We start from the raw sequence: 21,979 nt of genomic DNA, 5'->3' as shown, positions 1-21,979 counted from the left end.
AGCTACGACTTTTCACTCATCAACAAGGATTTCCCGTGCCGACTCCGCCTGCCGTGTCCCCGCTGGCTGCCCGTATGGGCGACAGTCCGGCGCCCCTGTACGCCCGCGTTAAACAAATGATCACTCAGCAAATTCAGAGTGGAAACTGGCCGCCGCATTACCGCGTGCCCTCTGAAAGTGAGCTGGTCAGCCAGTTGGGCTTCAGCCGTATGACGATTAACCGCGCACTGCGTGAAATGACGGCCGATGGCCTGTTGGTGCGCATGCAAGGTGTCGGCACGTTTGTGGCTGAACCCAAAACGCAATCCGCGCTGTTTGAAGTCAACAACATTGCGGATGAAATAGCGGCTCGTGGTCATCAACACACCTGCAAGGTCATCAGCCTGGCCGAAGAAGTCGCTGGCTCCGAACGCGCTGCGGTGCTTGATATGCGCGAAGGGCAAAAAGTCTTTCACTCATTGATCGTGCACTACGAAAACGGTATTGCCGTGCAAATTGAGGACCGTTTCGTGAATGCTCAAGTGGCGCCGGACTACCTCAAGCAAGACTTCACGCTGCAAACGCCCTACGCCTATTTGTCGCAAGTCGCGCCACTGACTGAAGGCGAGCACGTGGTCGAAGCGATTCTGGCTGACCCACAAGAGTGCAAGTTGCTGCAAATCGAACCCGGCGAACCTTGCCTGTTGATTCGCCGTCGCACTTGGTCTGGGCGCCAACCTGTGAGCGCTGCACGGTTGATTCACCCCGGTTCCCGTCATCGCCTGGAAGGACGCTTCAGTAAATGAATGAGCTGAAAGTATTACGTGCTGCGGGTTACCCCCGCATGCCCTGGAAGAACGGCGGCGGCAGCACTGAAGAAATTACCCGCGATGCAGGGGAAGGCCTTGAAGGCTTTGGCTGGCGACTGTCGATTGCTGACATTGACGAGTCGGGTGGTTTTTCACGCTTTGAGGGCTATCAGCGTGTGATCAGCGTGCTGCAAGGTGCTGGTATGAACCTGCAAGTCGATGGCGTGCGCACGCGAGCATTGTTGCCGTTTGATGCGTTCGCGTTTAAGGGCGAGAGCGCCGTGGGGTGTGCTTTGATCGACGGGCCGATCCGCGATTTCAACCTTATCTATGCGCCAGACCGCTACAGCGCGCGCCTGCAATGGCTGGAGGCGTCGGCCCCGCAGCGGTTTTTCAGTTCGGCTCAGACGTTATTGATTTTCAGCGCCAGCGGGCAAGTACACATTGGCTTGGGTAACACCCGTCACGAACACTTGGGCCGTTACGATTGCCTGCAACTGAGCGGCAATCGCGAGTTGCTAGAAGTCTCAGTAACAGGCCACTGCTGTGTGATTGAACTCAGCGCAATCTAAAACACGCACCGCATTCATTAGGAGCCGCCGCAGGCTGCGATCATTTAAATGATTGCAGTCTGCGGCGGCTCCTGTGCAAACAGCCCGGCCTGCTACCTTGTTGTTACCGAAAGCCTCAAAAAGATGCAAAACGCCTGCGCAGTAACATCTCCCTGATTTATTCAGTCCTGCCTCAGAAACGTCCCATGCGTTTAATCGCCTTTGTTTGCACGGCTTTCAACATTTTCATTTTCAGAATCCGCACGTTGGCCGCTTACTTGCATATGCTTGTATGTACAAGTACATAAGTTTGCGTCGAGCGCCTGTTTACTCGCCACGCACCTGCCAACGCTAAGGAGTTACCCGTGACTTCAACTACCCCACAATCATCTGCTGCGCTCACTCGTCACCGCGAAGGTGAAATCCGTGCGGCCCGTGGCACTCAGCTCACCGCTAAAAGCTGGATGACCGAAGCGCCACTGCGCATGCTGATGAACAACCTCGACCCCCAAGTGGCCGAGAACCCCACTGAGCTGGTGGTGTATGGCGGTATTGGCCGGGCGGCACGCAACTGGGAGTGCTACGACAAAATCGTCGAAAGCCTGACCCACCTTAACGACGACGAAACCTTGCTGGTGCAATCGGGCAAGCCTGTTGGCGTGTTCAAAACCCACAGCAACGCGCCACGGGTGCTGATCGCCAACTCCAATCTGGTGCCGCATTGGGCCACGTGGGAGCACTTCAACGAACTCGACGCTAAAGGCTTGGCCATGTATGGCCAGATGACGGCGGGTAGCTGGATCTACATCGGCAGTCAGGGGATTGTGCAAGGCACGTACGAAACTTTCGTCGAAGCCGGTCGCCAACATTACAACGGCAGCCTCAAAGGCAAGTGGGTGCTCACCGCAGGTTTAGGCGGCATGGGCGGCGCACAGCCTTTGGCCGCGACCTTGGCGGGTGCTTGCTCGCTGAACATCGAATGCCAGCAAAGCCGCATCGACTTCCGCTTGGCCACCCGTTATGTCGACGAGCAAGCCAAAGACCTGGATGACGCGCTGGCCCGTATCGCCAAATACACCGCCGAAGGCAAAGCGATTTCCATTGCCTTGTGTGGGAACGCCGCTGAATTACTGCCTGAAATGGTTCGCCGCGGCGTGCGCCCGGACATGGTCACCGATCAGACCAGCGCCCACGACCCGCTCAACGGTTACCTGCCCAAAGGCTGGACGTGGGAGCAGTACCGCGACCGCGCCATCACTGACCCGGCCACAGTGGTTAAAGCCGCTAAAGCCTCAATGGGCGAACACGTTGAAGCCATGCTCGCGTTTCAGAAGCAGGGCATTCCGACCTTCGACTACGGCAACAACATCCGTCAGATGGCCAAAGAAGTGGGCGTCGAAAACGCGTTCGACTTCCCGGGATTTGTCCCTGCGTATATCCGTCCCTTGTTCTGCCGTGGCGTAGGCCCATTCCGTTGGGTCGCGCTGTCGGGCGATGCCGAAGACATCTACAAAACCGACGCCAAGGTCAAAGAACTGATCGCTGACGACGCGCATCTGCATAACTGGCTGGACATGGCCCGCGAACGCATCAGTTTTCAGGGCTTGCCGGCGCGTATTTGCTGGGTTGGCCTGGGCCAGCGCGCCAAGTTGGGGCTGGCGTTCAACGAAATGGTGCGCAGCGGCGAACTCAAAGCGCCCATCGTGATTGGTCGCGACCATCTGGACTCAGGCTCTGTGGCCAGCCCTAACCGCGAAACCGAAGCCATGCAGGATGGTTCGGACGCTGTGTCTGACTGGCCGCTGCTTAACGCCCTGCTGAACACCGCCAGCGGCGCGACCTGGGTTTCGCTGCACCACGGCGGCGGCGTGGGCATGGGCTTCTCGCAGCACTCAGGGATGGTGATCGTGTGCGATGGCACCGACGAAGCCGCTGAGCGTATCGCCCGCGTGCTGCACAACGACCCGGCCACCGGCGTCATGCGCCATGCCGATGCGGGCTATGACATCGCCATTGATTGCGCGAACGAGCAGGGCCTGAACCTGCCGATGGTTAACGGCTAAACGCAAACGGCTTCTACAATTTCGGAACACGCGTAAAGGAGTATTAACGTGCTTGAGCTAAACCTGATCCCCGGCCAACTGAGCCTTGCCCAACTGCGTGACATTTATCAACAGCCTGTCACCCTCAGTCTGGACCACAGCGCCTCGGCGCCAATTGACGCCAGTGTGGCCTGCGTTGAGCAGATCCTGGCCGAAAACCGCACCACCTACGGGATCAACACCGGTTTTGGTTTGCTGGCTTCGACAAAAATCGCCAGCGAAGACCTGGAAAACCTTCAGCGTTCGTTGGTGCTGTCCCATGCTGCGGGCATCGGCGAGCCCATCAGCGATGACTTGGTGCGCTTGATCATGGTGCTCAAGGTCAACAGCCTGAGCCGTGGTTTCTCCGGGATACGCCGCGTGGTGATTGATGCGTTGATCGCCTTGATCAATGCCGAGGTTTATCCACACATTCCTCTCAAAGGTTCGGTCGGTGCTTCGGGCGACTTGGCCCCGCTGGCGCACATGTCGCTGGTGCTGCTGGGCGAAGGCAAGGCGCGTTACAAGGGCGAGTGGCTGGACGCCGTTACCGCATTGAAGCAAGCCGGTTTGCAGCCTCTGACGTTGGCGGCCAAAGAAGGTCTGGCCTTGCTCAACGGTACTCAGGTGTCGACAGCGTTTGCCTTGCGCGGCCTGTTTGAAGGTGAGGATTTGTTTGCTGCCGCTATGGCTTGTGGTGGTTTGACTGTTGAAGCAGTGTTGGGCTCGCGCTCGCCATTTGACCCGCGCATCCATGCAGCACGCGGTCAGCGTGGGCAAATGGATGCCGCCGCCATTTATCGTGACTTGCTAGACACCCGCAGCGAAGTGTCTGAGTCGCATAAAAACTGCGACAAAGTGCAAGACCCGTACTCCTTGCGCTGCCAGCCACAAGTCATGGGCGCCTGCCTGACTCAGTTCCGTCAGGCTGCCGAAGTGCTGGGCATCGAAGCGAACGCGGTGTCAGACAACCCGTTGGTGTTTGCCGAGCAGGGGGATGTGATCTCTGGCGGTAACTTCCACGCCGAACCTGTGGCGATGGCCGCTGACAACATGGCGCTGGCCATTGCTGAAATCGGCTCGCTGAGCGAGCGTCGGATCTCGCTGATGATGGACAAGCACATGTCGCAACTGCCGCCGTTTTTGGTGGGCAATGGCGGGGTGAACTCGGGCTTCATGATTGCTCAGGTGACAGCCGCGGCGTTGGCCAGCGAGAACAAAGCACTGGCGCACCCGCATAGCGTGGACAGCATTCCGACGTCGGCCAACCAGGAAGACCACGTGTCGATGGCACCTGCTGCGGGCAAACGCCTCTGGGAAATGGCTGAAAACGTTCGCGGAATTTTGGCTGTTGAATGGCTGGCGGCCTGTCAGGGGCTCGACCTGCGCGATGGCCTGAAAACCTCGCCAAAACTTGAAGTGGCCCGTAACGCACTGCGCGACAAAGTAGCGTTTTATGAGAAGGACCGTTTCTTTGCTCCAGACATCAACGCAGCAATGCAATTGCTGGCGTCCCGCTGCTTGAACACGTTGCTGCCGGCTCAGATGTTGCCGAGCCTGTAATCACGCAGACGAAGAGGGCTGTATCGGCCCTCTTTGCATCAGTTTTCGCCGACAAAAATAATTAAGGACGCGAAATGCACAAGCAAACTCAAGGCTTGAAGCGCGGGCTATCGGCTCGCCACATCCGTTTTATGGCGCTGGGTTCAGCGATCGGAACGGGTCTTTTTTATGGTTCAGCCGCTGCCATCCAAATGGCTGGACCTGCGGTTTTGCTGGCCTACCTGATTGGTGGCGCGGCTGTGTTCATGGTGATGCGTGCGCTGGGCGAAATGGCCGTGCGCGATCCGGTGTCAGGTTCATTCGGGCATTACGCCAGCACTTATTTAGGGCCGATGTCTGGCTTCATACTCGGTTGGACCTACGCCTTCGAGATGATCATCGTGTGTTTGGCCGATATCACCGCTTTCGGCATTTACATGGGGTTCTGGTTCCCGGACGTGGCGCGCTGGATCTGGGTATTGGGCATCGTGCTGCTGATCGGCGGGCTAAACCTGTGCAGTGTCAAAGTGTTCGGTGAAATGGAGTTTTGGCTGTCGTTGCTCAAAGTGGCAGCCATTGTGGCGATGATTTTGGCCGGCTTCGGCATCATGCTGTTCGGCATTGGCACGTCTGCAAGCGCAGATGCGACGGCTACCGGCATCAGCAACCTGTGGGCCTATGGCGGCTTTATGCCCAACGGCGTCGGTGGCCTGATTGCCTCGTTTGCTGTGGTGATGTTTGCCTTTGGCGGTATCGAGATCATTGGTATTACAGCGGGTGAAGCCAAAGACCCACAACGCGTGATCCCAAAAGCGATCAATGCGGTGCCTCTGCGCATTCTGTTGTTCTACGTGCTGACGTTGTTTGTGTTGATGGCCATTTACCCGTGGACTCAGATTGGCAGCCAAGGCAGCCCGTTTGTGCAAATTTTTGACAGCTTGGGCATCAGCTCAGCGGCCACCATTCTGAACATCGTGGTGATCAGCGCGGCTGTGTCGGCCATTAACAGCGACATTTTCGGCGCGGGCCGCATGATGTACGGCCTGGCTCAGCAAGGGCATGCGCCCAAAGGCTTTGCTCAAGTCTCGCGTCACGGCGTGCCGTGGATGACAGTGTTGGTGATGGGCGTCACGTTGTTGGGCGGTGTGGTGCTCAATTACCTGATCCCCGAAAACATCTTCCTGATCATCGCCTCCATTGCGACTTTTGCCACTGTGTGGGTGTGGTTGATGATTTTGGTCACTCAAGTGGCCATGCGCCGCTCCATGACACGTGAAGAAGTGGCCCAGCTCAAGTTTCCGGTGCCGTTCTGGCCGTATGCTCCAATGGCCGCGATTGCGTTTATGGTGTTCATCTTTGGGGTGCTGGGTTACTTCCCTGAAACCCAGGCGGCATTGGTCGTCGGCGCAGTCTGGATTGTGCTGTTGATTGTGGCTTATCGGTTGTGGGTAAAGCCGGCAGCCGGGCGGGCGGTTGAAGTGGCGCCTGAGCCTTCTTGAATTAACCGATTTTGTGCGGAGTGAGTGAATGAAAACGCTTTGGCAGCACTGCAATGTGGCAACCATGGCTGATGGCTCGTATTCGATTATTGAAGACGCGGCTATCGTCACCCGTGACGGCTTCATTGAGTGGATCGGCCCGCGCCTTCAATTACCCGAAGGCGAATATGGTCAGACGAACGGTCTGGAAGGCGCATGGGTAACGCCGGGGCTGATTGATTGCCACACGCACACGGTGTTTGGCGGCAACCGCAGCGGTGAGTTCGAGCAGCGCTTGCAAGGTGTGAGCTATGCCGAAATTGCTGCGGCGGGTGGCGGTATTGCCAGCACGGTACGTGCGACGCGCGCTGCCAGCGAAGACGAATTGTTCGCCAGCGCACGTCAGCGTTTGACCTGTTTGTTGCGCGATGGTGTGACCAGCGTTGAGATCAAGTCCGGTTACGGCCTGAGTCTGGAAAGCGAACGCAAAATCTTGCGGGTGATTCGTCGTTTGGGGGAAGAGCTGCCCGTCACGGTTCGCAGTACGTGTTTGGCGGCCCATGCCTTGCCACCCGAGTACAAGGATCGCGCCGACGACTACATTGAGCACATTTGCACCGAAATGCTGCCAGCGCTGGCTGCCGAAGGGTTGGTAGATGCTGTGGATGCGTTCTGCGAGTACCTGGCGTTTTCGCCAGCGCAGGTGGAGCGAGTATTCAAAGTGGCGCAAGAGCTGGGGTTGCCGGTCAAATTGCACGCCGAGCAACTTTCGTCACTCAATGGCTCAAGCTTGGCTGCGCGATATCAAGCGCTGTCGGCGGACCATCTGGAGTTCATGACCGAAGAAGACGCCATCGCGATGGCCCAGTCCGGGACTGTGGCTGTGCTGTTGCCAGGGGCGTTTTACTTTTTGCGCGAGACCCAATTGCCACCGATGGATGCCTTGCGCAAACACGGGGTAAAAATTGCCATCGCCAGTGACCTCAACCCCGGCACCTCACCCGCATTGTCGTTGCGCTTAATGCTGAACATGGCCTGCACCTTGTTCCGAATGACGCCCGAAGAAGCGCTGGCGGGTGTGACGCAACATGCGGCTACAGCGCTGGGCATGGGCGAAACCCACGGCTCGCTTGAACCCGGCAAAGTGGCTGACTTTGTGGCCTGGAACATTGACCGCCCGGCAGACCTTGCGTACTGGCTGGGCGGTGATCTGGACAAACGTGTTGTACGAAATGGCGTTGATGTAACGCTTTAGGAGAAAGGTTGTGGATAAGGTTCTGACATTCAAACAAGGCCGCGTGCCACTGTTGATCAGCATGCCCCACGCGGGCTTGCGCCTGACGCCTGCGGTCAAGGCCGGGCTGATTCCCCAGGCGCAAAGCCTGCCAGACACCGATTGGCATATCCCAAGGCTGTACGAGTTTGCCGCCGAGTTAGGCGCCAGCACCTTGGCGGCTGAGTATTCGCGTTTTGTCATCGACCTCAACCGGCCTGAAGACGATGCGCCGATGTACGTGGGTGCGACCACGGGCTTGTTCCCGGCCACCTTGTTTGACGGCGTGCCACTGTTTCGTGAGGGGTTTGTGCCGACGGTGCAAGAGCGAGCCACTTATCTGGAGACCATCTGGAAGCCCTATCACCAGACGCTGCAACAGGAATTGGCGCGCCTTAAGGCCGAGTTTGGTTACGCCTTGTTGTTTGATGCGCACTCCATTCGCTCCCATGTGCCGCATCTGTTTGACGGACGCTTGCCAGACTTCAACCTGGGCACTTTCAACGGCGCCAGTTGCGCCCCACAACTGGCCAGCGATCTGGAAGCGATCTGCGCGCAGCACCCGGCTTACAGCCATGTACTGAACGGGCGCTTTAAGGGGGGCCACATTACCCGTCATTACGGCAACCCGGCTGACAACGTTCATGCGGTGCAACTGGAGTTGGCGCAGAGCACTTACATGGAAGAATTTGAGCCCTTTAACTACCGCACTGACTTGGCCGCGCCGACCCAAGTCGTGCTTAAACAACTGCTGGCGCGGATCATTGAGTGGGGGCGTGAGCGTTACACCTAAACCGGGCAGTCGCTGGCGCAGGCTGCGATCGAGCGCGAGCGATTGTGTTTTTAAATGCGCAACAAGACACTGCGAACCTTATCGCAGCCTAAGGCAGCGACCACTGGGTCAGAGTCCACAGCTTCCATAAGGGCATGCTCATTCCCCTCAATCGGGTTTATGATGCCAAACGGCAACATTTTTGATGTCCCCTCAGGGATGGCCTCAACCTCACGGAGTGCGTAATGCAGACCTTGTTCCCGCAGATCAAACCCTACGCCCGGCATGATCTGGCTGTTGATGGGCCGCATGTTCTTTATGTTGATGAAAGCGGCTCGCCAGACGGCCTGCCGGTGGTGTTTATCCACGGTGGTCCTGGGGCGGGGTGTGACGCCAATAGCCGCTGCTATTTCGATCCTAATCTGTATCGCATCATCACCTTCGACCAGCGCGGTTGCGGGCGCTCAACCCCACACGCCAGTCTGGAGAACAACACCACCTGGGATCTAGTGGCCGACATGGAGCGGATTCGTCTGTTCTTGAAAATCGACAAGTGGGTGCTGTTTGGCGGCTCTTGGGGGTCGACCTTGGCGCTGGCGTATGCTCAGAGCCATCCTGAGCGGGTTCATGGGCTTATTTTGCGCGGGATCTTTCTGGCCCGTCCGCAAGAAATCGAATGGTTCTATCAGGCTGGGGCCAGCCGACTGTTCCCGGATTACTGGCAGGACTACGTGGCGCCGATCCCTCAAGAAGAACGTCACGACCTGCTCAGCGCCTTTCACAAGCGGCTGACTGGCAATGACCAGATCGCTCAAATGCACGCCGCCAAAGCGTGGTCTACCTGGGAAGGCCGCACTGCCACCCTGCGCCCCAACCCGCAAGTGGTTGATCGCTTTTGTGACCCGCATCGGGCGTTATCCATTGCGCGGATTGAGTGCCATTACTTCACCAACAGCGCGTTCCTTGAGCCCAACCAACTGCTTCGCGACATGCACAAAATTGCCCACTTGCCGGGTGTGATCGTGCATGGCCGCTACGACGTGATTTGCCCGCTGGATAATGCGTGGGCGCTGCATCAGGCCTGGCCGGTCAGCGAGCTGCAAGTGATTCGCGATGCAGGACATTCGGCCTCTGAACCCGGTATTACAGACGCCTTGGTGCGTGCGACTGAGCAAATGGCCCGGAGCCTGCTCAAGATGCCGCCGGACGAAGCATGAAGGGCTTGTTACAACGCGTCAGTGGCGCGCGGGTAGAAGTGGGCGGCGAGATTGTCGGCTCGATTGATCAGGGTTTGTTGGTGTTGGTTGCCGTCGAACCCGGTGATACCGAGGCCCATGCCGCCAAACTTCTGCACAAGCTGCTTAACTACCGCGTGTTCAGCGATGCTGACGGCAAAATGAACCTGTCGCTGGCAGATGTGAGCGGCGGATTGTTGCTGGTGTCGCAGTTCACGTTGGCCGCTGACACCAAAAGCGGACTGCGGCCGAGTTTCTCCACCGCAGCGCCTCCGACGATGGCCCAAGCACTGTTTAACCATCTGCTGGCGCAGGCTAAAAGGCTCCATCCAGTGGTCGAATCCGGGCAATTTGGTGCCGACATGCAGGTGCATTTGGTCAACGACGGGCCTGTTACATTTTTGTTGCAGGTCTAAAAGCGTGAAAACCCGCGATTTCGTCTGAAAACAGGGTTTTTTCACGAGAAATACTTGGTGACAGTTGATGCGTTGTAACGCGGGCTACTAGATAATCCCGCGCTACACAGAGGCTTATCCGGCAGGCAGGGGGAATCATTCATTCCTTTGAAGGTCGGAACAGTGCTCGCCAACCCGGCATAAGATCGCTGGCGGTTGGTTTCATCATCTGTATTCGGCGAGGTTTGCTCGTGATTGTAAGTCCATTTAATGCACCAAAATTGTCTGCCAAGCGGTTACGCAACGCACTGGTGACGGGCTCTGCGCTCTTTTGCTTGTTCGGTGCGGGTCAACTGTGGGCATTCAGTCTGGATGACGTGGCGGCTGAGGCTAAAACCCTCGCTGGGCAAAAATACCAAGCGCCACGCAGCAATTTGCCAAACGAATTCCGTGACATGAAGTTCGCGGACTACCAGAAAATTCGTTTCCGCAATGAAAAGGCACAGTGGGCCGATCAGAAAACCCCATTCAAGTTGTCGTTCTATCACCAGGGCATGCACTTCGACACGCCGGTGAAGATCAACGAAGTCACCACCGACAAAGTCCAAGAGATCAAGTACGACGCCAGTCGTTTCGATTTTGGCGATGTTCAGTTCGATCCTAAAGCCACCGAAAACCTCGGTTGGGCAGGCTTTCGTGTGCTTTATCCGATCAACAAGGCGGACAAGCAAGACGAAATCATGACCATGCTGGGCGCGAGCTACTTCCGCGTGGTCGGCAAGGGTCAAATCTACGGCCTGTCGGCCCGTGGCATGGCCATTGATACAGCATTGCCATCGGGTGAAGAATTCCCGCGTTTCACTGAGTTCTGGATTGAGCGCCCCAAAGCGGGTGACAAGCATTTGGTGATCTTCGCGTTGCTGGATTCGCCGCGTGCCACAGGCGCATACCGCTTTACTCTGCGCCCGGGTGTAGACACCGTGGTCGATGTTAAAGCGCAAATGTACCTGCGTGACAACGTGGGCAAGCTGGGCATCGCTCCGCTAACCAGCATGTACCTGTTTGGGGCCAATCAGCCGTCCAAAGTCTTGAACTACCGCCGCGAGCTGCACGATTCGTCGGGCTTGGCTATTCATGCAGGCAATGGCGAGTGGATCTGGCGCCCGCTGAACAACCCGAAACACTTGTCGGTGAGCAACTTCTCGGTTGAAAACCCACGCGGTTTTGGCCTGCTGCAACGTGGTCGCGACTTCAGCCACTACGAAGACCTCGATGACCGCTACGACAAGCGCCCAAGCGCCTGGATCGAGCCATCTGGCGATTGGGGCAAAGGTTCTGTTGATCTGGTAGAAATCCCGACGGCTGACGAAACCAACGACAACATTGTCGCGTTCTGGAGCCCGGACACCTTGCCAGAGCCCGGCAAGCCGTTTGACTTCGCGTATCGCCTGCACTGGACGATGGACGAAGCCGCTTTGCATCCGACTGACAGCGCGTGGGTCAAACAGACCTTGCGTTCGACTGGCGACGTTAAGCAATCGAACCTGATCCGTCAGCCAGACGGCAGCGTGGCCTACCTGATCGACTTTGAAGGCCCGTCGCTGAGCAAACTGCCTGAAGACGCGGCTGTGCGCAGTGTGGTCAGCGTTGGCGATAACGCTGAGTTGGTCGAAAACAACCTGCGTTACAACCCTGAAACCAAAGGCTGGCGCTTGACGCTGCGCTTGAAGCTCAATGACCCGAGCAAGTCCACCGAGCTGCGTGCATCGCTGGTTCAGGACGTTGTAGAGGCCCCGGCGACCAAGCCCGCTGCGCAAATGACCAAAGCTGAAAAAGCAGCAGCCAAATTGCACGAGAAAAAAGAGCAGAAAGCCAAAGACGCGCAAAAGTCTGACGCTCAAGCTACCCCAGCCACGCCTGAGCCTGTGAAGACTGAAAAAGTCTTGACCGAGACTTGGAGCTACCAGTTGCCCGCCGATGAGTAATGCTCAAGTACAGCCAGCCTCGCTCAGCGAGTACCTGGCCCACTTGCCCCTGAGTGATGAGCAGCGCGCAGAACTGGCGAGCTGCACTTCGTTCGCACAGTTGCATGAACGCCTGTCAGCCCGTGCAGATATTGATGCGAACGAGGCTGCTCAGGCCTCAGTGGGCACGCGTCTGAACCTCAGCTCTGCCGAGGCGTTGGAGGAAGCAGAAATGCTCGCCCTCGACGCCAGCGGCCGCGTAATGCTCAAGGCCACGCCACCGATTCGTCGCACCAAAGTGGTGCCCGAGCCGTGGCGTACCAATATTTTGGTACGTGGCTGGCGGCGTCTGACCGGGCGAAGTAATCCACCGGCTGCCAAAATCGACGAGCGTGTGCTGCCCAAGGCGCGCTGGCGTACCGTGGGTTCGATCCGCCGTTACATCCTGTTGGTGTTGATGCTCGGCCAAACCATCGTCGCTGGCTGGTACATGAAAGGCATCATGCCGTACCAAGGCTGGGCGTTCGTTGATCTGGACGAAGTGATTCACCAGCCGTTAATGCAAACGGCGCAGCAAGTGCTGCCGTATGCGCTGCAAACCAGCATCCTGATTTTGTTCGGGATCCTGTTTTGTTGGGTGTCGGCAGGTTTTTGGACGGCCTTGATGGGCTTTCTGGAGCTGCTCACCGGGCACGACAAATACCGCATTTCTGGCGCCAGCGCCGGTAATGAGCCGATCCCGGAGCAAGCACGTACTGCGCTGGTGATGCCGATTTGTAACGAAGACGTGGCCCGCGTGTTTGCCGGGTTACGTGCGACGTACGAGTCGGTGGCTGCCACGGGTGACCTGGATCGCTTCGACTTTTTTGTCCTCAGCGACAGTAACGACCCTGATATTTGTGTCGCCGAGCAACAGGCCTGGTTGGATGTGTGCCGCGAGACAGAAGGCTTTGGGCGGATTTTCTATCGCCGTCGTCGCCGTCGTGTGAAGCGTAAAAGTGGCAACCTCGACGACTTCTGCCGTCGCTGGGGCGGTGACTACAAGTACATGGTGGTGCTCGACGCCGACAGCGTCATGAGCGGCGAATGCCTGACCAGTTTGGTGCGCTTGATGGAAGCCACGCCAGACGCGGGCATCATCCAGACCGCGCCCCGTGCATCGGGCATGGACACCTTGTATGCGCGCATGCAGCAATTCGCGACACGGGTTTACGGGCCGCTGTTTACAGCCGGTTTGCACTTCTGGCAGTTGGGTGAATCCCATTACTGGGGCCACAACGCCATCATCCGCATGAAGCCATTTATCGAGCACTGCGCCTTGGCGCCGTTACCGGGTAAAGGTGCTTTTGCGGGTGCGATTTTGTCCCATGACTTCGTTGAAGCCGCGTTGATGCGTCGTGCGGGCTGGGGCGTATGGATCGCCTACGACTTGCCGGGCAGCTATGAAGAACTGCCGCCTAACCTGTTGGACGAACTCAAGCGTGACCGTCGCTGGTGCCACGGTAACTTGATGAACTTCCGCCTGTTCTTGGTCAAGGGCATGCACCCGGTACACCGGGCCGTGTTCCTGACGGGCGTGATGTCGTACTTGTCGGCGCCGTTGTGGTTCTTCTTCTTGCTGCTGTCGACGGCATTGCTGGCGGTCAACACGTTGATGGAGCCGCAGTACTTTATGGAGCCGCGTCAGCTGTATCCGTTGTGGCCACAATGGCACCCGGAAAAAGCCGTAGCGCTGTTCTCGACCACTATTGTGCTGTTGTTCCTGCCAAAACTGCTGAGCATCATTTTGATCTGGGCCAAGGGCGCCAAAGCGTTCGGCGGCAAGTTCAAAGTCACGCTGTCGATGTTATTGGAGATGCTGTTCTCGGTGCTGCTGGCGCCCGTGCGCATGATCTTCCACACCCGTTTCGTACTAGCCGCGTTCCTTGGCTGGGCGGCGACCTGGAACTCGCCACAACGTGACGACGATTCCACGCCGTGGAGTGAAGCGGTGCGCCGTCATGGCCCGCAAACGCTATTGGGTGCGGCATGGGCTGCATTGGTGCTGTGGCTCAACCCGAGCTTCTTGTGGTGGTTGGTGCCGATTGTGGGTTCGCTGATGCTGTCGATTCCGGTGTCGGTGATCTCCAGTCGGGTCAAGCTGGGCCTCAAGTCCCGCGATGAAAGCCTGTTCCTGATTCCTGAGGAGTACGCGCCGCCGCGTGAATTGTCGTCCACTGCCGAATACACCCATGAGAACCGTTACCACGCGTTGAACGAAGGCTTCATTCGTTCAGTGGTCGACCCGCAGCAGAACGCCTTGGCGTGTGCCTTGGCAACATCACGTCACGGTGAGGCGGAGCCTATTGAGTGGTTGCGTACCGAACGTGTGCGCCACGCCCTCAAGGTCGGCCCTCATGGCCTCAACAACAACGAGCGTATGGCGTTGTTGAGCGACCCTGTCGCGTTGGCACGCTTGCATGCTCAGGTGTGGAACGAAGGCCACGAAGACTGGCTCAACGCATGGCGTCAAGCAGTGGCGTCCCAGCCACATGCGCCATTGTTACCGTTGCAACCAGCGGCCTGAGTGATATCTCGCCCGCTTATTAAAGCGGGCGAGATATCGGCTTGTTGTAGCCATTGCCGTAGGCTACGTCCGGCGACTGAGTCGTCGTAAAGTCGGTTGTTGCGTTCTATCAGACAGTTCATAACCTCAGCATTTACGATTGTTGTGCAATCGCACGCAACCTGCGGCAGCTGCGACGAGTTCCTTCTTGCCTTCCCTCAGTTACGCTTTTTGACACAAACTCTTTGTGCTCCCTCAGCAGTGGGTTAGCATCCGTTCTCGAATGGGTGAGCGCCCGGCTCTATTGGCTTTTTGCATCGAGCCCGCCGTAGGCCAACACCTTTATTGAGTAGGTTCAGGGGGAGTTGATGATGAAGAAGTTTGTGTCGAGTCTGCTGTTCGGTGTCACTGCACTACTGGCGGTTAACGCAGCCCATGCAGGCGCAATTGATGACGCGGTCAAGCGTGGCACTTTAAAGGTGGGCATGGACCCAACTTACATGCCATTCGAAATGACCAACAAACGCGGCCAGATCATTGGCTTCGAAGTTGACCTGCTCAAAGCCTTGGCCAAGTCTATGGGCGTCAAGCTGGAACTGGTGTCCACCGCTTATGACGGCATCATCCCGGCCTTGATGACCAACAAGTTCGACATGATTGGCAGCGGCATGACCCTGACTCAGGAACGCAACCTGCGCCTGAACTTCAGCGAACCCTTCATCGTTGTGGGCCAAACCTTGCTGATCCGCAAGGAGCTGGCTGACAAGGTCAAATCCTACAAAGACCTGAACGACCCTCAATACCGCCTGACTTCAAAAATCGGCACCACGGGTGAAATCGTCGCCCGCAAACTGATGGCTAAAGCCCAGTACCACGGCTACGACAACGAACCAGAAGCTGTGCTCGACGTGGTTAACGGTAAGGCTGATGCCTTCATCTACGACGCGCCTTACAACGTTGTGGCAGTTAACAAGTTCGGTAACGGCAAGCTGGAGTTCATCGAGAAGCCGTTCACCTACGAGCCGTTGGCCTTTGGTCTGAAGAAAGGCGACTACGACAGCATCAACTACATCAACAACTTCTTGCATCAGATCCACGAAGACGGCACTTATGACCGTATCCATGACAAGTGGTTTAAAGACACCGCTTGGCTCAAAGACATGGAGTAAGCGCGACCCCTGTAGTCGCTGCCCAAGGCTGCGAAGGGTTGCGTAGCAACACGTTTTTGAAGACGACGCAGACCTTATCGCAGCCTGCGGCAGCGACGACATAAAGCTGGCCGCGCTGACCTTGACGGAAATATTGCAAAGTGATCAAACAAAAAAAATCCCAGTGGCCTTGGCACGTATTAACCGTGCTGGTGCTCATCGGTCTGGCAGGCGCGTTGTATTACGCCACCTCGCTGATGTCCTACGAATGGCGCTGGAACCGAGTCCCGCAGTACTTCGTCTATCAGGCGGAGCAAGCCCAGCGGGCAGATCAAACCTCTACCGTGATTGAACTGGTACGCAAAGGCGATCAAGCCGAAGTGGTACTGCGCGCCGATGATGGTGCAGAACAACGTGTGACAGTTGCTGACAACAGTCTGCAACTGGCAGAAGGCGATGACGTAGCCGAGGGCGACGTGATTGGCGTCAATCGACATTGGGCCGCAGGCCCGCTGCTGCTCGGGTTATGGACCACGGTTTGGCTATCACTGGTGTCTGGTGTGCTGGGCTTACTGATCGGCTTGGCCACAGGCTTGTGCCGACTGTCCAATAATCCGACCCTGCGCGACCTGTCGACGTTGTACGTCGAGTTGGTGCGTGGCACGCCGTTGCTGGTACAGATTTTCATCTTCTACTTCTTTATTGGCACTGTGCTTAACCTGTCCCGCGAATTTGCCGGCATTGCTGCGCTGTCGTTGTTCACGGGGGCGTACGTGGCAGAAATCGTGCGCTCTGGCGTGCAGTCCATCGCACGCGGGCAAAACGAAGCCGCGCGTTCGTTGGGGCTCAACGCCAGCCAGTCAATGCGCTACGTGGTGTTGCCGCAAGCATTCAAACGGGTGTTGCCACCTTTGGCCGGGCAATTTATCAGCTTGGTCAAAGACACCTCCTTGGTGTCGGTGATCGCGATTACTGAGCTGCTCAAAAGTGGCCGTGAAGTCATCACCACCTCGTTTTCGCCGTTCGAAATTTTGTTCTGCGTGGCGGGCCTGTACCTGTTGATCAACCTGCCGCTGTCGCATTTGGCCAGCCGGCTTGAGCGGAGGCTTGCGCAAAGTGATTGAAGTTCGCGAACTGGTAAAAGTCTTCGACACCCGCGGGCAGATCGTGCGCGCTGTGGACAACGTCAGCACCACCGTCGCCAAGGGCGAAGTGCTGGTGGTGATCGGCCCATCTGGTTCGGGCAAGTCGACCTTTTTACGCTGCCTCAATGGCCTGGAAGACTTCGACTCGGGCTCGGTCAGCATCGACGGCCTTGATTTGGCCAACCCCAAAACCGACGTCAACGCGTATCGGCGTGAAGTCGGCATGGTGTTCCAGCATTTCAACTTGTTCCCGCACATGACTGTGCTGGAAAACCTCTGCCTGGCGCAGAAGGTCGTGCGCAAGCGTGGCAAGGTTGAGCGCGAAGCCAAGGCCCGCGCGTTGCTGGAAAAGGTCGGTATTGGTCAGAAAGCCAACGAGTACCCGTCGCGTCTCTCAGGCGGTCAGCAGCAGCGCGTTGCCATCGCCCGGGCGCTGGCGATGGAACCCAAGGTGATGCTGTTCGACGAGCCCACCTCAGCGCTCGATCCAGAAATGGTCGGCGAAGTGTTGGACGTGATGAAAACCTTGGCCCTGGAAGGCATGACGATGGTCTGCGTGACCCATGAAATGGGCTTTGCTCGTGAAGTGGCTAACCGCGTGTTGTTTTTCGATCACGGCAAACTGCTGGAAGACTCCGCCCCGGAAGCCTTCTTCGCCTCGCCTAAAGACCTGCGCGCTCAGGCGTTTTTGCGTCAGGTGTTGTAACGCGCTAAATCCTGTAGGAGCGAGCAAGCTCGCTCCTACAGAAAGTCAGGCAACACAGTTGCTATGAACTTTTGCTCTTAAACCTTGAACCGCCCAACCAGTGTTTGCAGGTGGGTGCCCAAGCGCGCCAGTTCAATGCTGGACGCTGCTGTTTCTTCGCTGGCGGCAGAAGTCTGTTCTGACACATCACGCACATTCAATACGCTGCGGTTGATCTCCTCAGCCACGGCGCTTTGCTGCTCGGCGGCGGCAGCGATTTGCTGATTCATGGCCTGAATCGCAGACACGGTACGGGTGATATTGCCCAGCGAGTCGCCTGCACGGCGAGTCAATTCAACGCTGCTGTCGGTCAAGCTGCGGCTGCTGTCCATGCTGTTGGACACTTGCTGAGTCCCGCTTTGCAAGCCTGCGATCAGTTCTTCAATCTCTTCCGTGGACTTTTGCGTGCGCTGGGCCAAGCTGCGTACTTCGTCAGCCACCACAGCAAACCCGCGTCCGGCTTCACCCGCGCGAGCAGCTTCAATGGCGGCGTTAAGTGCCAGCAAGTTGGTTTGTTGGGCCACCGACTTGATAACGTCGAGCACGCTGCCAATTTTGTCGCTTTCGCGTTTTAGATGGCCCATCGCTTCGGTGGAATGCCCCACTTCAATGGCCAGTTTTTCGATCTGGGCGATGGCTTCACCGACGACTTTGTCGCCTTCACGGGCTTGTTGGTCGGCGGCAACGGCGGCCTCGGACGCTTCTTCGGCGTTGCGGGCAACCTCTTGCACCGTTGCGGCCATTTCGTGCATCGCCGTGGCGACCTGATCGGTTTCGACCTTTTGGCTGTTCACCCCGGCGCTGGTTTGCTCGGTCACGGCAGACAGTTCTTCGGCGGCGCTGGCAATTTGTGTCACGCCGTCGGTGATGCCGCCAATCAATTCGCGCAGCCCCACAGTCATGCGCTGCACGGCTCGTTGCAGTTGCCCCAGTTCATCTTTGCGCGTTGTGTCGGTGTTTTGCGTCAGATCGCCCGAGGCCACGCGTTCAACCGTTTTGAGCGTTTGTGCAAGCGGTGTGACGATCTGGCGGGTGATGCTCCAGGCCGCAAGAATGCCCAGCACCAAGGCCAGCAGCGTACACCCGGCGAGCAGTGTTTTAGCGCGCTGGCTGTCGTTATCACGCTTGACGGCTTGCAGGCTTGAAAGCTGTTTGCTCAGGTCGATCAGGCTGTTGCCCAACACATGCATGCGCTCAAGTGTTTGATTGTTGGAAGCCAGCGCGTCACGAAAACCCAGAACGGCTGCACGATAGTTTTGCAGCGCCTCACTGGCTTGCTGCAAATGAGTGATGTGTTCATCGGGAAGCTTGGCAGGCAGGCTGGAGAGTTCTTTTAAGGCGTTATCAATGGCGTCCAGCGCAAGCTTTTCGGCCTCAGGTTTGCTGCTGTAGGTGTAACCGCGTACCTGAAAGCGCGCCTGTTGAACCAGCTTTCCCAGTTCGATAATGCTGTTGAATTGCGCCAGGCTCTCACCTTGCAGCAAGGCTTTCTCGACACTGGCGACTTTGTCGACAGCTGCATCGGCCGTCGCGCCCAATTGCTCGCGGTTAGACTCGCGGGCTTGGGTGGCCAGCGTGATATCCGCGACTGCGCGTCGGTAGTCGGTCACGGCAGCCAGTTGTTGCTGAACCATTACCAGGTCTTCTGGGGTGACGAGTTGCTTGCGTGAAACTTCGAGCGCTTCGTCCAGCTCGCTCAGCCGCTCATTGAGTTCTTGAGGGCCTTGCTCTCCCTTGTCTCTTTCATAATTGAGACGGGCGATGCGCAAGTCTTTGGTCAGGGCAATGATTTTTGAAATATTGGCCAGCTTGTCGCCCCGATCGATCACGGTGACCAAGCCATTCCAGCCGGTTGCAGTAATTAACAAGGTCAACACCAGCACCAAGCCAAATCCTAGGCTGAGCTTACGATTGACGCTGATGTTACCCAGCTTTTGTGCCAACCAACGGTACATGGCAGTGCTCCTTTCTTGACCGAGTTGCCTTAATGGCGAGCCGCTCAACGTTCAGCGGTTTTTATGGTTAATAGGGCATCGGCGTGGTTCGTTGGAACTGTAGGACGTTAGCTGATTGTGTGACAGACATCGCAGGCTTTTTGCTATCACGCGGTCAGTGTAGCCAATTCCTTAAGCCAAGCCTGTGTAGCCGCTACCGCGGTTAGCAGTAGCGGCTACACACGGTGTTTACACTTTGAAGCGTGTGACCAATGTTTGCAGGTGCATGCCGAGTCGCGCCAGTTCGACGCTGGATGATGCTGTTTCTTCGCTGGCGGCGGCGGTTTGCTCCGAGACATCGCGCACGTTGATGACGCTGCGATTAATTTCTTCGGCCACGCTGCTTTGCTGTTCGGCTGCCGCTGCGATTTGTTGGTTCATGCCCTGAATGGTTGAGACTGTGCGGGTGATGGTGCCCAGCGATTCCCCGGCGCGGCGGGTCAGCTCGACACTGCTGTCGGTCAGCAGGCGGCTGTTGTCCATGCTGTTGGAGACTTGTTGAGTGCCGCTTTGCAGCCCCGAGATCAGGTCTTCGATTTCTTCGGTAGATTTTTGCGTGCGTTGGGCCAAGCTGCGTACTTCATCAGCCACCACGGCAAACCCGCGTCCCGCTTCGCCTGCGCGTGCAGCTTCAATGGCGGCGTTAAGCGCCAGCAGGTTGGTTTGCTGGGACACAGACTTTATGACGTCGAGCACGCTGCCGATTTTGTCGCTTTCTTGCTTAAGGTGAACCATCGCCTCGGTGGACTGCTCCACTTCGGCGGCCAGGCGCTCAATGTGTTCAATGGCTTGGGCTACCACGTTGTCGCCTTCGCGGGCCTGTTGATCGGCAGTGACGGCGGCCTCTGAGGCTTCTTCGGCGTTGCGTGCGACTTCTTGCACCGTTGCCGTCATTTCGTGCATGGCGGTGGCCACTTGATCGGTTTCGAGTTTTTGGTTGTTCACCCCGGCGCTGGTTTGTTCTGTGACGGCAGACAACTGCGCGGCGGCGTTGGCAATTTGCGTTACCCCTTCGCTGATGCCGCCGATCAGTTCGCGTAGACCGGTACTCATGTGGCTAATAGCTTGCTGCAGTTGGCCCAGTTCGTCGCGGCGTTGGGTGGGGTGATTTTGGCTGAGGTCGCCCGCTGCAACGCTTCGAACGATGTTGAGGGTCTGTCGCAGGGGGCCAACAATCTGTCGAGTGATAAGCCAAGCCGCGATGATGCCCAGCAGCAAGGCAAGGGCTGCACAGATGGCGAGCGCAGTTTTTGCGTGCCGTGTGTCGTCGTCACGTTTGCTGATTTGTGAAACCGAGAGTTGGTTGCTCAAGTCGACTAAGGCATCGCCCAGTACGTGCAACTGGTCTAGTTGGCGATCGCTCTGCACTTGCGAGTTATGGAAATGCACGAACGATTGGCGGTACTCATTAAGTGCTGTGCTGGCCTGAACAAACTCAGCGTTGTAGGCGCTGGGCATTTTGGCGCTTAGGCGCGACAACTCGTTGAGGGCTTGATCAATGGCATCTATCGCGGGCTGGGCTTTTTCTTCTTCGCCGCTGTAGGTGTAAGCACGCACCTCGTAACGCGCTTGCTGGAGCAGTTTGCCGAGTTGATTGACGCTGTTGAGTTGGGCTAGGTCGTTACCTTTAAGCGCGTTCTTCTCAACGGCGGTGACGCTGTTGACGGCATTTTCGGCGCTGGCACTGAGCTGTGCTCGGCTGGCTTCGCGGGCCTGTGTTGCGGTGTCTATTTGCGCGAAGATTTTTTTGTACTGTTCAAGGGTTTTCAGTTCTTCGGTGAGCTTGGTCAAGTCTTCGGCATCGGTCATCTGCTCACGGGCTTGTTTGAAGCTGCTATCAAGGTGGTCCAGCAATTGATTGACTTCGCCGGGGCCGTTTTCGCCATTTTCTTTGTCGTAGTTAATACGGGCGATTCGTAAGTCTTTAATGAGCGCAATGATGTTGGACATGCTGTAAAGCTTGTTACCCCGGTCGATGACAGAAGCCAAGCCGCTCCAGCCAGTGACGGCAATCAGTAACGTCAGCACCAATACCAGACCAAATCCCAGGCTGAGTTTACGGGCGACACTGATGTTGCCTAAGGTGGTGTTTAACCAATGAATCATGGAAAAGCTCCTTTTCTCGGTCGACTCGCATCGACAACAGCCCTCCGTGGCCTTTTGGTTTTTTTGCGGAATCTTTGCATCGGCCCCCGCAAATGAAACTATAGGTTTATGTACAAAGTGTATTGAAACTGGAAGTTACAGCGCATCGAATTTACGTCCGATAACGAAGCGGACGTAAAGCCTGAGTGGCGAGTCTAGTTGATGCCCCAAGCGTCTG

The 21,979-nt window shown here is 57.1% G+C and carries 16 protein-coding genes and 2 pseudogenes; 14 read left to right on the top strand and 4 right to left on the bottom strand.

Going from position 1 to position 21,979, the window contains the following annotated elements; translation table 11 throughout:
• The first annotated feature begins 74 nt into the window (after positions 1-74).
• The 14 genes from hutC to ACZRJQ_RS11460 all read left to right on the top strand — a co-directional run bounded on the left by hutC (position 75) and on the right by ACZRJQ_RS11460 (position 17,623).
• Positions 75-785: a histidine utilization repressor gene (gene hutC, locus ACZRJQ_RS11525; protein WP_463978505.1), complete on the top strand. Its 711-nt coding sequence runs from the start codon at positions 75-77 to the stop codon at positions 783-785.
• On the top strand, positions 782-1,360 hold the full coding sequence (locus ACZRJQ_RS11520) for a HutD/Ves family protein (protein WP_463978475.1): 579 nt from the start codon (positions 782-784) through the stop codon (positions 1,358-1,360). Before hutC ends, ACZRJQ_RS11520 begins: the two co-directional genes overlap by 4 nt.
• Before the next feature lie 344 nt (positions 1,361-1,704).
• Positions 1,705-3,402, top strand: a complete 1,698-nt coding sequence (gene hutU / locus ACZRJQ_RS11515; protein WP_463978474.1) for a urocanate hydratase — start codon at positions 1,705-1,707, stop codon at positions 3,400-3,402.
• A gap of 48 nt (positions 3,403-3,450) precedes the next feature.
• Complete coding sequence (gene hutH, locus ACZRJQ_RS11510; protein ID WP_463978473.1) at positions 3,451-4,983, top strand: histidine ammonia-lyase; 1,533 nt, start codon at positions 3,451-3,453, stop codon at positions 4,981-4,983.
• Between the two features lie 74 nt (positions 4,984-5,057).
• On the top strand, positions 5,058-6,461 hold the full coding sequence (locus ACZRJQ_RS11505; RefSeq protein WP_463978472.1) for an amino acid permease: 1,404 nt from the start codon (positions 5,058-5,060) through the stop codon (positions 6,459-6,461).
• A gap of 28 nt (positions 6,462-6,489) precedes the next feature.
• Positions 6,490-7,695, top strand: coding sequence for an imidazolonepropionase (gene hutI / locus ACZRJQ_RS11500; protein ID WP_463978471.1), 1,206 nt, complete (start codon positions 6,490-6,492; stop codon positions 7,693-7,695).
• Positions 7,696-7,705: 10 nt separating this feature from the next.
• Entirely contained in the window at positions 7,706-8,506 is an 801-nt protein-coding gene (gene hutG, locus ACZRJQ_RS11495) for an N-formylglutamate deformylase (protein ID WP_463978470.1), read from the top strand.
• Positions 8,507-8,730: 224 nt separating this feature from the next.
• A complete protein-coding gene (pip, locus tag ACZRJQ_RS11490; protein ID WP_463978469.1) occupies positions 8,731-9,702 on the top strand; it encodes a prolyl aminopeptidase in 972 nt (323 codons plus the stop codon).
• The gene (gene dtd, locus ACZRJQ_RS11485) at positions 9,699-10,136 is read left to right on the top strand and encodes a D-aminoacyl-tRNA deacylase (RefSeq protein WP_463978468.1); all 438 of its coding nucleotides are present in this window, start codon (positions 9,699-9,701) and stop codon (positions 10,134-10,136) included. The genes pip and dtd overlap by 4 nt, the downstream gene beginning before the upstream one ends.
• A 287-nt stretch (positions 10,137-10,423) precedes the next feature.
• On the top strand, positions 10,424-12,100 hold the full coding sequence (locus ACZRJQ_RS11480) for a glucan biosynthesis protein G (RefSeq protein ID WP_463978504.1): 1,677 nt from the start codon (positions 10,424-10,426) through the stop codon (positions 12,098-12,100).
• Positions 12,093-14,645: a glucans biosynthesis glucosyltransferase MdoH gene (gene mdoH, locus ACZRJQ_RS11475; RefSeq protein WP_463978467.1), complete on the top strand. Its 2,553-nt coding sequence runs from the start codon at positions 12,093-12,095 to the stop codon at positions 14,643-14,645. The genes ACZRJQ_RS11480 and mdoH overlap by 8 nt, the downstream gene beginning before the upstream one ends.
• Before the next feature lie 350 nt (positions 14,646-14,995).
• Entirely contained in the window at positions 14,996-15,793 is a 798-nt protein-coding gene (locus tag ACZRJQ_RS11470) for a transporter substrate-binding domain-containing protein (protein ID WP_463978503.1), read from the top strand.
• Positions 15,794-15,933: 140 nt separating this feature from the next.
• Complete coding sequence (locus tag ACZRJQ_RS11465) at positions 15,934-16,896, top strand: amino acid ABC transporter permease (protein ID WP_463978466.1); 963 nt, start codon at positions 15,934-15,936, stop codon at positions 16,894-16,896.
• On the top strand, positions 16,889-17,623 hold the full coding sequence (locus ACZRJQ_RS11460) for an amino acid ABC transporter ATP-binding protein (RefSeq protein WP_463978502.1): 735 nt from the start codon (positions 16,889-16,891) through the stop codon (positions 17,621-17,623). Before ACZRJQ_RS11465 ends, ACZRJQ_RS11460 begins: the two co-directional genes overlap by 8 nt.
• 77 nt (positions 17,624-17,700) lie before the next feature.
• Here ACZRJQ_RS11460 and ACZRJQ_RS11455 read toward each other — a convergent pair whose 3' ends face one another.
• From ACZRJQ_RS11455 to ACZRJQ_RS11440, 4 genes and pseudogenes are all read right to left on the bottom strand, one after another.
• Positions 17,701-18,414, bottom strand: a complete 714-nt coding sequence (locus ACZRJQ_RS11455) for a methyl-accepting chemotaxis protein (RefSeq protein WP_463978501.1) — start codon at positions 18,412-18,414, stop codon at positions 17,701-17,703.
• Positions 18,415-18,558: 144 nt separating this feature from the next.
• Positions 18,559-19,617: pseudogene (locus tag ACZRJQ_RS11450) on the bottom strand (methyl-accepting chemotaxis protein); the annotation flags it as partial.
• 228 nt (positions 19,618-19,845) lie between these two features.
• A complete protein-coding gene (locus ACZRJQ_RS11445; RefSeq protein WP_463978500.1) occupies positions 19,846-20,709 on the bottom strand; it encodes a methyl-accepting chemotaxis protein in 864 nt (287 codons plus the stop codon).
• Positions 20,701-21,762, bottom strand: a pseudogene (locus tag ACZRJQ_RS11440) (methyl-accepting chemotaxis protein); the annotation flags it as partial. The gene ACZRJQ_RS11445 and the pseudogene ACZRJQ_RS11440, both read right to left, overlap by 9 nt.
• Positions 21,763-21,979: the final 217 nt, after the last annotated feature.

The sequence above is a fragment of the Pseudomonas sp. E315 genome, from assembly GCF_055406205.1.
Note: the sequence above shows the minus strand (reverse complement) of the source record. Positions and strands in the feature narration are given on the sequence as shown.